The following is a 10,742-nucleotide window of genomic DNA, read 5'->3' as shown; positions in this document are numbered from 1 at the left end:
TGAGCCGATGTCTAGCCCATGTGCAGGCCACCATTGACCGAAAAGTCTGCGCCTGTGGCGTATCCACCCTCTTCCGAGGCCAGCCAGGCGATGATCGACGCGATCTCGCTGGGCTCGCCCAGGCGTTTGACAGGAACGGTCGCCACGATCTTTTCCAGTACGTCCGGGCGGATGGCCTTGACCATGTCAGTGCCAATATAGCCAGGGCTCACCGTGTTGACGGTAACGCCCTTGGTAGCCAGTTCCTGAGCCAGGGCCATCGAGAAGCCGTGCATGCCTGCCTTGGCGGCAGAGTAGTTGGTTTGCCCTGCCTGGCCTTTTTCGCCGTTGACCGAGCTGATATTGATGATGCGGCCCCAGCCCTTTTCCACCATGTCGGACACCACTTGCTTGGTGACGTTGAACATGCTGTTGAGGTTGGTTTCGATCACAGCGTCCCAGTCTTCACGCGACATCTTGAGGAACATGCGGTCCCGCGTGATGCCTGCGTTGTTCACCAGCACATCGATGGCGCCGTGTTCTGCCTTGGTCTTGCCAAAGGCTTCCACGGTGGAATCCCAATCACCCACATTGCCCACAGACGCATAAAACGTGTATCCCAGGGCCTTTTGTTCTGCCAGCCACTTGGCGTGATCCCGTGTCGGGCCGCAGCCAGCGATGACTTTGAAACCTTCCTTGTGCAGACGTTGGCAAATGGCGGTGCCGATGCCTCCCATACCGCCGGTGACGTACGCGACTTTCTGGCTCATGTGATTTCTCCTTGTTAGTAATTGGCTCAGGACCCACTCTACCGAAGAAATTGGGCACTGCCGTGAAGGAAAACACTGAAGCCCTTTCCTTTTTGACATATCCACATGCATCGCACAGTTGACGCAAGGCAAGCTGAACAAGGCTTCACCGGAGTGGCGCCTGCAGATGCATCAAAAAAAAGGCCGCATAGCATGCGGCCTCCTCACCATCGACAGCTGCGCTATCGATCAATAGGGCCGGAGCTGCACCCCATGATGCGACCCCGCCCGGGCTAATGGCTTTAGCGTTCCAAAGCCAGCGACACGCCCATGCCGCCACCAATACACAGCGCAGCCAAGCCCTTCTTGGCATCACGGCGCTGCATTTCATGCAGCAGCGTGACCAGGATACGACAACCGGACGCGCCGATGGGGTGGCCGATGGCGATGGCACCGCCGTTCACGTTGACCTTGGCAGGGTCAATGGCCAGCTCCTTGTTCACAGCGCAGGCCTGGGCCGCAAAGGCTTCGTTCAGCTCGAACAGGTCCACGTCGGCAGCATTCCATCCAGCGCGCTGCAGGGCCTTGCGCGAGGCAGGCACGGGGCCCATGCCCATGGTGGCAGGGTCCAGGCCGCTGGTGCCAAAGGCGGCGATACGAGCCAGAGGCTTGAGGCCCAGAGCGGCGGCCTTCTTGGCAGTCATCACCACCACAGCAGCAGCGCCGTCGTTCAGACCCGAGGCATTGCCGGCGGTCACGCTGCCCGCCTTGTCAAATGCGGGGCGCAGGCCTGCCAGCGCCTCGGCGTTGGTTTTGCGGTTCAGGTATTCATCCGCGTTGAACAGGATGGGGTCGCCCTTCTTCTGCGCCAGACTCACACCCACGATTTCGTCGGCGAATTTGCCTGCGTCTTGCGCAGCAGCTGCCTTTTGCTGGCTGGCCAGGGCCAGGGCATCCTGCATGTCGCGGGTGATTCCGTACTGCTTGGCCACGTTTTCCGCCGTGATGCCCATGTGGTACTGGTTGTAAACGTCCCACAGGCCGTCCACGATCATGGTGTCGACCAGCTTCCAGTCGCCCATGCGCTGGCCGTCACGCGAGCCCGGCAGCACGTGAGGTGCCAGGCTCATGCTTTCCTGGCCGCCGGCCACGACGATCTCGCTGTCACCCCAGGCCACGGCCTGCGCCGCCAGCATCACGGCCTTGAGGCCAGAGCCGCACACCGCGTTGATGGTGAGGGCCGGGGTTTCCTTGGCCACACCTGCCTTCATGGAGGCCTGGCGTGCGGGGTTCTGGCCCACGCCAGCCGCCAACACCTGGCCCATGATGACTTCGCCGATCTGGTCGGACGAGAGGCCCGCACGCGCGATGGCTTCGCGGATCACGATGGCGCCGAGTTCGGTCGCAGGCGTCTTGGCCAGCGCGCCACCAAATTTGCCCACAGCGGTGCGAGCGGCCGAAACGATGACGATGTCTTCCATGGAATGTCCTTGTAGTGGTTAGTGGTGGTTCAATGATTCTCGCAGCGCCCTAAGTCAGGACTTTTGCGTATCAGGCTTTCTGCTTGACGTAGCGGCCAGGTGCAGGTTCGATGGCCTTGAATTTGGTGCCCTTGCCATAGGCCTTGGGCGCGGCAATCTGCTTGCCCGCATGGCTCTTGAGCCAGCCTGACCAGTCGGTCCACCAACTGCCAGGGTGCTCGGTGGAGCCTTCCATCCATTGGTCCAGCGTGGCGGGAAACTTGCCGTCGGCACGGGTCCAGTGGCTGCGCTTGCCCTTGGCAGGAGGGTTGATCACCCCGGCGATGTGGCCTGAAGCGCCCATGACAAAGCGCTTCTTGCCCGGAAGCACCTGGGTGGACGCGTAAGCAGCCGTGGCCGGCACGATGTGGTCTTCGCGCGAGCCGTAGATGTACACGGGCAGGTCGAGATTGCCCAGGTCCAGCTTTTCGCCGCACACGGTGAGCTTGCCTGGCTTGACCAGGTTGTTCTCCAGGTAGAAATTGCGCAGGTACCACGCGTAGAACGGGCCGGGCAGGTTGGTGCTGTCGCTGTTCCAGTACAGCAGGTCAAACGGCGGCGGCGTTTCGCCCTTGAGGTAGTTGCCCACCACGTAGTTCCAGACCAGATCGTTGGGTCGCAAAAAGCTGAAGGTGGACGCCAGGTCCTGCCCCTTCATCAGCCCGCCATGGCCCATCTGCATCTCGCGGAACTTGACGAAGGCTTCATCGATGAACACGTCCAGAATGCCCGTGTCGGTGAAGTCGATCAGCGTGGTGAGGAAGGTGGCACTGGCCACGGGCTCGTCGCCGCGCGCTGCCAGCACGGCCAGCGCATTGGACAGGATGGTGCCGCCCACGCAAAAACCCAGCGCGTTGATCTGCTCGGCACCGGTGATGTTCTGCACTACGTCGATGGCGGCCATGGCGCCGTCTTCCACGTAGTCGTCCCAAGTCTTATGGGCCAGGCTGTCGTCAGGGTTGCGCCAGCTCACCACGAAGGTGCGGTGGCCTTGTTCCACCGCATAGCGGATCAGCGAGTTCTCGGGCTGCAGGTCGAGGATGTAGAACTTGTTGATGCAGGGCGGCACCAGCAGGAACGGGCGTTCGTACACCTTGGCAGTGAGGGGCTTGTATTCGAGCAGCTGGAACAGCTCGTTCTCGTACACCACCGCACCTTCTGTGGTTGCCACGTTGCGGCCCACCTCGAACAGGCTTTCGTCGGTCATCGACACATGGCCCTGGGTGATGTCGTGCAGCAGGTTCTGCATGCCCTTGGCAATGCTTTCGCCCTTGGTCTCGATGGCTTTCTTTTGTGCTTCGGCGTTGAAGGCGAGGAAGTTGCTGGGTGCCATGGCAGCCATCCACTGCTCCACACCAAAACGAATGCGGGCCTTGGTCTTTTCGTCAGCCTCCACCGCTTCGGCCAGGCCCATGAGGGTGCGGGCGTTGAGCAGGTAGGCGGCAGCAGAAAACGCCGCCACGGGATTGCTGGCCCAACCCTCGCCGGCAAAGCGCTTGTCCTTGACTTCGGGGGGCCCCTGCAGGCCCTGCGCCCAGAGGTCCTGGGCTTCTTTGAGGTATTGCTGCTGCAGGGCCTGCAGCTTGGTTTGCGACAGCTTCAGGGGGGCTGCGGCAGGTACCTGCGCGCTCCCCAGGTCCAGTTTCTGAAACGATTGCAGCGCCTGCGACCAGCTTTGCCCGAAAATCTGCTGGAACTGCTGGGCGCTCTCGGCCCAGGGTGATTCAGAAGTCATGCTCATTCCTCAATGGTTGGTCGCTTGCAGCGGCTGGGGCCTGGTTTTTGTCTCGCAGGTTCATTGTTGCCCACCCCCATGGTGCATGGCAACGAATTCAACGCTTTCAGTGCACACAAATCAATGTACCTCATCGTCATCGCCTGGACCTACGTCACGCTCATGATGGCGGTGGCCGAGGCCACCAGTCCCCAGGGTACCGTACTGGGCGCCATCATCACGTTTGTGTTGTACGGCCTGCTGCCCATGGGCATTCTGGTGTACATCCTGGGCACGCCTTCGCGCAAGCGCAAGATCAAGGAACGGGAGGCGTCCGAACAGGCTGCATATGACGCGGAGCAGGCTGCAGCCCGCGTGGCCGATGCGGGAGCCGAGTCGGCAGCGTCAGCCGCGCCAGATGCAGGCGGCAAAGCGCCCGCTGCCGCCGAGGGTAGCGCTGTCGCGGCGGTGCGAAAAGAACCTTGAGCCCTGCGTGACCGTGCACCACGGCGGGGTACTGTCGTTGCCATAAATGTGGGTGATGCCCATGGCATGCAGCCGCAGTCGGGCCAGCCCTGCCAGATCGCACAGGTACTTGCCGGGCGCATCGGCCCGGGCCACAAAGCAGGATGCTGCAGCCTCGCTCATGGCGTCCGGGATGGCGCCCTGGGGGTCGCAAAACGCAGCACGAACATCGGCCCCCACCTCAAAGGCCGTTGGGCCGATGCAGGGGCCCAGCCAGGCCAGCGTGTCGGCAGCCACGTCAGAAGAAGCTGCGGCAGCTACGGGCGACGCACTTGCTCCGCTTTTGATAGCTATTGGCGCATGATCCACCTGCGCTTGGAGGCAAAAATGCTTGAAAACAGCCTCCAACACCCCCTGCCCTGCATGCCCCGCCAGCCCTCGCCAGCCTGCGTGGGCTGCCGCCACCACCTGGCCGGAGCGGTGGGTCAGCAACACCGGCAGACAGTCGGCCACCATGATGGTGCAGACGGCGCCTGGCGCGCTGGCCACACAGGCATCGGCCTCGGTGCCGTCAGAGGTACGCCCGTCGAGCAGCACCACGCCATCGCCGTGCACCTGGTTCAAGAACACAGCGCGGGCGCCTGGGGTCGTGGCCTGCAAGGCGGACTGCAAGGTCTGCCGGTTGGCAGCCACCGACAGCGGATCGTCACCCACATGGGTGCCCAGGTTGAACTGGTCGTACGGTGCGCGGCTCACGCCGCCCGCCCGCGTGGTGCACAGCGCGTGCACACCGGGTGGCGCGGGCCAGTCGGGCACCAGCCAGTCAGCGATGCGGCCCGCAGGCCATGCTGACGCGGACGCCGACAGACTGGTCACGCCTCGTTGTCCGGGCAGGCCGATGGCTGCGCCTGCTGGAACACAGGCAGTGCCATGCAGGCATCAAAGACCCCCATGGTGAGCGGCAGGCCGTCCAGGCTGACGTTGAAGCGCTGGGCGTTGAAGATCTGCGGCACCAGGCAGCAGTCGGCCAGCGTGGGCGTGTCGCCCCAGCACAGCACCGAGGGCGCCATGCCCTGCGCTGCGCGCTCCTGGGCCAGCAGCTCCAGCTGCCGCTCGAAAGCCTCCAGCCCACTGCGCACCCAGTGGTGGTACCAGGCGTTCTTGGCGTTCTCATCCACCTTCAGGTCGCGCACCAGGTACTTGAGCACGCGCAAGTTGTTGAGCGGATGGATCTCGCACGCCACCATCTGCGCCAGCGCCCGCACCCGGGCCCGGGCCAGCGGCGTGGCGGGCAGCAGCGCGGGCGTCGGGTGGGTTTCGTCCAGGTATTCGATGATGGCCATGGACTGCGACAGCGCCGTGCCGCCGTCGGTCACCAGCGTGGGCACCAGCGCGTCGCCGATGCGGCGCAGGTACTCAGGGTCCTTGTGTTCGCCCTTGACGAGGTGCACGGGCAGATAGTCATAGTCCAGGCCCTTGAGCTGCAGCGCAATGCGCACGCGGAACGAGGCGGAAGAGCGAAAGTAGTTGTACAACTGCATGGAAGAGCGGAGCCTCTTGTGAGTCAGTGAGGGATACGGAACAGGCGCATCGTGGTGCCGACACGCCGCAGATGGCATGCCCCCGGGGACCTGGGAGCATCCGGGCGTGAAGGTCAGGCGCCCGAGGTGCCTGCCGGATCCTGGTGGTTGTAAACGACTTTGGAGAGCAGCACCATCAGGTCGGCGCTTTCCTGGGCGGTGAGCGGTGCTGTCAGGCGTTCTTGCACGCGCTGAGCGGCGTCACGCATCTGCAGGGCAGCCACTTCGCCTTCGGGGGTGATCCACAGCAGCTTGCGGCGGCGGTCGCGGGTGTCGGGCTCGCGGCGGATCCAGCCGCGCTTTTCCAGGCGCCCGATCACCGAACCCGAAGTGGCCGCATCGAACGCCACGCGGGCGGCCAGGGTGACCTGGTCCTCGCCCGGCTGGGCCAGTAGCTCATGCAGGATGGCGAACTGCACCGGCGTCACGTCAAATCCGGCCGTCTCTTCCATGAAAAGTGCCACGGTCCGCTGGTGGGCGCGGCGCACCAGGTGGCCCGGCGTATTGTGGAAATCGAAGCTCTTTGCCATGGGCGCGAGTGTAGCGCCCCCCAGCAGAGCGCTCGCGCCCATGGCACACTGCCACACTAGGGCGTGCACCCTATGGCGCCCGACCTTTTTGATGGCATCCCCAGAACCCCAGAACAATTGAAAGGCAGACATGAGCTACGTGTTTTCTCCAGCCCCTGTGGTCAGCGTGCCCGTGGTGGGCCGCGGCGAGCGCTTTCCGGTGCACCGCATCTACTGCGTGGGCCGAAACTACGAAGAACACGCCAAGGAGATGGGCTTCACCGGCCGCGAGCCACCGTTCTTCTTCATGAAGCCCGCCGATGCCATTGTGGTCGTCAACGCTGGCGAAACCGGCCAGCTGCCCTACCCCAGCCTGACGGCCAACCTGCACCACGAGATCGAGCTGGTGGTGGCCATTGGCAAGGGTGGCAAGAACATCCAAGCCGCCGACGCGTTGGCGCACATCTATGGCTACGCCGTGGGCCTGGACATGACGCGCCGCGACCTGCAAAACGACATGAAGAAACAGGGCCGCCCCTGGTGCATCGGCAAAGGTTTTGACGCCAGCGCACCCATCGGCCCCATCACCCCGGCGGCCCAGGCGGGCGATGTGGTCAATGCGCCTATCTGGCTGCAGGTCAACGGAGCGGACCGCCAGCGCAGCACCGTGGCCCAGCTGATCTGGAACATTGCCGAGACCATTGAGCACCTGTCGGCCGCGTGGGAGCTGCAACCCGGCGACCTGATCTACACGGGCACCCCCGAAGGCGTGGGCGCCGTGGTGCGTGGCGATACGCTCGAAGGCGGCGTCGAAGGCCTTACCCCCTTGCGCCTGACCGTGGTGTGAGGACCGCCGGGCGACCACCATCGCCCCGGCAAATCATTCACTACGTTTTTCATAGCTGGTGGCGCTTGTTGTACTTGCGCCACCAGCCATTTTGACCCTCAATCCCCTGCATGACCTACCGCAGCCCCATCAAACATTGCCGCGCCTGTGGCACCGCCGTGGTGTACCGCCTGCCCGACGACGGAGACACCAAACAGCGCGCAGTGTGCCCCGCCTGCAACACGGTGCACTACGAGAACCCGCTCAACGTGGTGGGCACGGTGCCTGCGCTGCCCGATGGCCGCATCCTGCTGTGCAAGCGCAACATTGAACCCCGCTGGGGCAAGTGGACGCTGCCCGCAGGCTTCATGGAGCTGGACGAAACCACGGCCCAGGGTGCCGCGCGTGAGACCGATGAAGAGGCGGGTGCACAGATTGAAATGGGCCCCCTGTTCAGCCTGCTGAACGTGCGCCGCGTGGGCCAGGTACACCTGTTCTACCGGGCCACGCTGCTCAGCGACCAGTTCAACCCCGGCTACGAGACCATTGAGGCGCGACTGTTTGCCGAAGACGAAGTGCCCTGGGACGAGCTGGCCTTTCGCACCGTCAAGGAAACGCTGGAGTGCTACTTTGCCGACCGCAAGACGGGCGCCACGGGCATGCATTTCATTGACATTGAATAGGCGCTGCAATGACGGTCGTCACCCCCACTGCATCGCCCGCATCACCAGCATTACCCGCATCAACCACCCAGGCCAGCGCACCGCCCGGCGGTCTGCCCAGCTACCGCCTGCTCACCGGCCCTGACGACGCCAGCTTTTGCCGCCGCGTGAGCGACGCGCTGGCGCTGGGCTATCGCTTGTACGGATCTCCAGCGGCCACCTTCAACGGGCAAACCGTGATCGTGGCGCAGGCCATCGTTTGGCCCGGCACAGTGGCCTGACTGCGCAGCGCCCCCATCAGGCCGCTTGCTGAACCGGCACCTCGGTCGCTCATTCGCCACCGACCCGATCTTCCGCAGGCACGGGCGGTGAGACAGAGCCAGGCGGATCGATGGTGACTGGCGGCAGCCCTCCCGCACCCGCAGGCCGGGGCGGCATGCCAGGCACGGGAGCCTGCTGCGGGTCGGTGCGGAACAGGCCCCGGATCCAGTCGCGCATGGTGCTCAGCGAGCTATCAGGCGGCGGTGGCGGGCTGGTGTCGAACTCGTCCACAAACCGGTCGTTGCCGTCGACCACCTTGTTGCGGATGGCCTGCTGCATGAACTCGCCCACCATGGGCAGCGCACTGCGCGCGCCCTGCCCCCAGTAGTCGCTGCGCAGCGTGATGCGCCCATCGTTGAATCCCGCCCAGGCGCCCGCCACCACGCGGGTGTGCATCAGAATGAACCAGCCATCGGTGTTGTCTTGCGTGGTGCCGGTCTTACCCGCCACGTCGGCCTGGATGCCATAACGCGTGCGGATGGCCGTGGCGGTGCCCCGGTCCACGGCGCCGCGCATGGTGTTGCGCAGGGTCTGGGCCGCCCGGGGCTGGAAGACCTCTTCGGGCACGGGCTTGGCAAAGGTCTCCAGCACCTTGCCGTGGCGGTCTTCGATGCTGGTAATGAGCACGGGCTCCACATAGCGACCCAGGTTCACGATGCTGCTGTAGGCCGAGATCATCTCCTTGAGCGTGACCGGGCTGGTGCCCAGCGCGAGGGACGGCACCTCTTCCAGCTTGGACTGCCGCACACCCAGGGCGCGCGCCACCTCGGCCACACGGGCCGGGCCCACCTGCTGCATCACCTGCGCGGTGATGGTGTTTTTGGAGAACGCCAGGCCGTCGGCCAACGTCATGGGCTGGTCGCTGGGTGGCCCGCCATCGGTGGGGCGCCACACACGGCCACCGCCTAGCGGTATTTCCACCGCAGTGTCCATCAGCGTGTCTTCGGGCGTGGCGCCGTTGGCAAACGCAGCGCCATACACAAACGGCTTGAAGGTAGAGCCCGGCTGGCGGCGCGCAGCCTGCACATGGTCAAACGGGTCTTGTGCAAAGTCGCGGCTGCCCACCCAGGCCAGCACATGGCCGGTGACCGGGTCTTGCGCCAGAAAGCCTGCCTGCACGCGCGTCTTGTCGGAGCGCAGCTTGGCCATGAAGGTGGTGTCGTCCAGCAGCGCCTTCAGCGCGTCGTCGGGGGTGTCGCCCTTGTCCACGGCGGCGCGGTAGTCGGCGCTTTCACGCACCAGGGTCTGTACCAGCTCGTTTTTGGGCCCCCAGCCGTTGCGCTGGGACCAGGCGGTGTCTGCCACCCCTTGCAGCTGGCGCCCCTGCCGTGCCACCGCCTGGTTGGCATAGGCCTGCAGGCGCGAGTCGATGGTGGTGCGGATCACCAGGCCGTCCGAATACAGGCTGTAGCCCTTGCTGTCGGCCCAGTCGATGAGCTGCTTGCGCAGCTGGATCGCAAAATGCGGCGCCGGGCCCATGACCTCGGTCTGACGTTCGAAGTTGATGCGCAGCGGGCGTTTTTGCAGCGTCTCGAACTGCTTGGCATCGAGCTTGCCGCGTTTGACCATTTGCGACAGCACCGTGTTACGACGGGCCTGCGCGCGCTCGGGGTTGAGCACCGGGTTGTAGTAGGCCGTGCCCTTGAGCATGCCGATCAGCGTGGCGCTTTCCAGCACGTTGAGCTTGTCGGCCGACTTGTCAAAGTAGGTGCGCGCGGCCATCTCGATGCCGTAGGCGTTGTACAGAAACGGCACGGTGTTGAGGTAGGTCTCCAGGATCTCGTCCTTGGAATACGACGCCTCGATCTTGAGCGCGGTGATCGCCTCCTTGAGCTTGCGCGTGAGGGTGCGCGAGCGGCCAATTTCCTCCGGGAACAGGTTGCGCGCCAGCTGCTGGGTGATGGTGGAGCCGCCCTGCGGGTCGCCACGCAGCGTCAGCACCACCGACGACGCCGTGCGCCGCCAGTCCAGCCCGAAGTGCTTGTAAAAGCGGTGGTCCTCGGTCGCGATCAGCGCGTCCACCACGTTGGGCGAAACCTGGTTCAGCTCCACCCATTCACGGTTGGCCCAGCGGTATTCGGCCAGCAGCTTGCCGTCGGCGGACATGAGCTGCGCGGGCAGCTCGCTCTTGGCCTTGCGGATGTCGCTGATGCCAGGGGTGAAAGGCACCAGCGCCAGCGTGAACACCAGCAGCGCAGCAGGCACCGCCACCACCGTCCACAGCAGCAGGCGCCGCACGGGCCGGGGAACCCAGGCCAACAGGCCCGCCATGCGGGCCCGGAAAGAAAGCAGCCACTTGTGCATCAATGAATCGCCGGGAGATAAGAGGTCGCTTCAGGACCGCCCCACCAAGGGCAGGTCATGAAGGAGTCGGAAGGAGAATGCGAAAAGAGAGTCGGGCATGGTGCACCGTGCCC

At 64.4% G+C, this 10,742-nt stretch carries 11 protein-coding genes; 4 read left to right on the top strand and 7 right to left on the bottom strand.

All coding sequences use genetic code 11. The features are described 5' to 3' along the window. Window positions 1-11 precede the first annotated feature (11 nt). From phbB to OIN59_RS16820, 3 genes are all read right to left on the bottom strand, one after another. Window positions 12-749 carry an acetoacetyl-CoA reductase gene (gene phbB / locus OIN59_RS16830; protein ID WP_274112222.1) on the bottom strand — a complete coding sequence of 246 codons (738 nt, stop codon included), beginning with the start codon at window positions 747-749 and terminating at the stop codon, window positions 12-14. 281 nt (window positions 750-1,030) lie between these two features. After that, the gene (locus tag OIN59_RS16825) at window positions 1,031-2,209 is read right to left on the bottom strand and encodes an acetyl-CoA C-acetyltransferase (RefSeq protein ID WP_274112221.1); all 1,179 of its coding nucleotides are present in this window, start codon (window positions 2,207-2,209) and stop codon (window positions 1,031-1,033) included. Window positions 2,210-2,279: 70 nt separating this feature from the next. After that, a complete protein-coding gene (locus OIN59_RS16820) occupies window positions 2,280-3,983 on the bottom strand; it encodes a PHA/PHB synthase family protein (protein ID WP_274112220.1) in 1,704 nt (567 codons plus the stop codon). A gap of 123 nt (window positions 3,984-4,106) precedes the next feature. Here OIN59_RS16820 and OIN59_RS16815 point away from each other — a divergent pair, with 123 nt between their 5' ends. After that, window positions 4,107-4,448 carry a hypothetical protein gene (locus tag OIN59_RS16815; protein ID WP_274112219.1) on the top strand — a complete coding sequence of 114 codons (342 nt, stop codon included), beginning with the start codon at window positions 4,107-4,109 and terminating at the stop codon, window positions 4,446-4,448. On the opposite strand, the gene OIN59_RS16810 is transcribed toward OIN59_RS16815, so the two are convergent. From OIN59_RS16810 to OIN59_RS16800, 3 genes are all read right to left on the bottom strand, one after another. After that, complete coding sequence (locus OIN59_RS16810; protein WP_407655114.1) at window positions 4,368-5,303, bottom strand: polyphenol oxidase family protein; 936 nt, start codon at window positions 5,301-5,303, stop codon at window positions 4,368-4,370. The two genes, OIN59_RS16815 and OIN59_RS16810, sit on opposite strands and share 81 nt — an antisense overlap. After that, the gene (gene maiA, locus OIN59_RS16805; protein WP_274112218.1) at window positions 5,300-5,968 is read right to left on the bottom strand and encodes a maleylacetoacetate isomerase; all 669 of its coding nucleotides are present in this window, start codon (window positions 5,966-5,968) and stop codon (window positions 5,300-5,302) included. The genes OIN59_RS16810 and maiA overlap by 4 nt, the downstream gene beginning before the upstream one ends. A gap of 113 nt (window positions 5,969-6,081) precedes the next feature. Further along, on the bottom strand, window positions 6,082-6,537 hold the full coding sequence (locus tag OIN59_RS16800) for a MarR family winged helix-turn-helix transcriptional regulator (protein ID WP_043566498.1): 456 nt from the start codon (window positions 6,535-6,537) through the stop codon (window positions 6,082-6,084). Window positions 6,538-6,667: 130 nt separating this feature from the next. On the opposite strand from OIN59_RS16800, the gene OIN59_RS16795 reads away from it, so the two are divergent. The 3 genes from OIN59_RS16795 (at window position 6,668) to OIN59_RS16785 (ending at window position 8,285) form a co-directional block, all read left to right on the top strand. Further along, window positions 6,668-7,363, top strand: a complete 696-nt coding sequence (locus OIN59_RS16795) for a fumarylacetoacetate hydrolase family protein (protein WP_274112217.1) — start codon at window positions 6,668-6,670, stop codon at window positions 7,361-7,363. A gap of 110 nt (window positions 7,364-7,473) precedes the next feature. Further along, window positions 7,474-8,025 carry an NUDIX hydrolase gene (locus tag OIN59_RS16790; RefSeq protein WP_274112216.1) on the top strand — a complete coding sequence of 184 codons (552 nt, stop codon included), beginning with the start codon at window positions 7,474-7,476 and terminating at the stop codon, window positions 8,023-8,025. Between the two features lie 8 nt (window positions 8,026-8,033). Beyond that, entirely contained in the window at window positions 8,034-8,285 is a 252-nt protein-coding gene (locus tag OIN59_RS16785) for a DUF1737 domain-containing protein (RefSeq protein WP_274112215.1), read from the top strand. Window positions 8,286-8,334: 49 nt separating this feature from the next. Here the strand turns inward: OIN59_RS16785 and OIN59_RS16780 are convergent, their stop codons facing one another. Continuing rightward, window positions 8,335-10,629, bottom strand: a complete 2,295-nt coding sequence (locus OIN59_RS16780) for a penicillin-binding protein 1A (RefSeq protein ID WP_407655113.1) — start codon at window positions 10,627-10,629, stop codon at window positions 8,335-8,337. Window positions 10,630-10,742 lie beyond the last annotated feature (113 nt).

Origin of the sequence: Acidovorax benzenivorans, from assembly GCF_028680575.1 — a bacterium.
Taxonomy (GTDB): Bacteria; Pseudomonadota; Gammaproteobacteria; order Burkholderiales; family Burkholderiaceae_C; genus Acidovorax; species Acidovorax benzenivorans.
The sequence above is the reverse complement of the archived record's forward strand: the minus strand, read 5'-3'. Positions and strand labels throughout refer to the sequence as shown.

Excerpts from the sequence above, each read along its gene's own strand:
- phbB (WP_274112222.1), bottom strand. The coding sequence starts at position 749 with ATGAGCCAGAAAGTCGCGTACGTCACCGGCGGTATGGGAGGCATCGGC.
- OIN59_RS16825 (WP_274112221.1), bottom strand. The coding sequence starts at position 2,209 with ATGGAAGACATCGTCATCGTTTCGGCCGCTCGCACCGCTGTGGGCAAA.
- OIN59_RS16820 (WP_274112220.1), bottom strand. The coding sequence starts at position 3,983 with ATGACTTCTGAATCACCCTGGGCCGAGAGCGCCCAGCAGTTCCAGCAG.
- OIN59_RS16815 (WP_274112219.1), top strand. The coding sequence starts at position 4,107 with ATGTACCTCATCGTCATCGCCTGGACCTACGTCACGCTCATGATGGCG.
- maiA (WP_274112218.1), bottom strand. The coding sequence starts at position 5,968 with ATGCAGTTGTACAACTACTTTCGCTCTTCCGCCTCGTTCCGCGTGCGC.
- OIN59_RS16800 (WP_043566498.1), bottom strand. The coding sequence starts at position 6,537 with ATGGCAAAGAGCTTCGATTTCCACAATACGCCGGGCCACCTGGTGCGC.
- OIN59_RS16795 (WP_274112217.1), top strand. The coding sequence starts at position 6,668 with ATGAGCTACGTGTTTTCTCCAGCCCCTGTGGTCAGCGTGCCCGTGGTG.
- OIN59_RS16790 (WP_274112216.1), top strand. The coding sequence starts at position 7,474 with ATGACCTACCGCAGCCCCATCAAACATTGCCGCGCCTGTGGCACCGCC.
- OIN59_RS16785 (WP_274112215.1), top strand. The coding sequence starts at position 8,034 with ATGACGGTCGTCACCCCCACTGCATCGCCCGCATCACCAGCATTACCC.
- OIN59_RS16780 (WP_407655113.1), bottom strand. The coding sequence starts at position 10,629 with ATGCACAAGTGGCTGCTTTCTTTCCGGGCCCGCATGGCGGGCCTGTTG.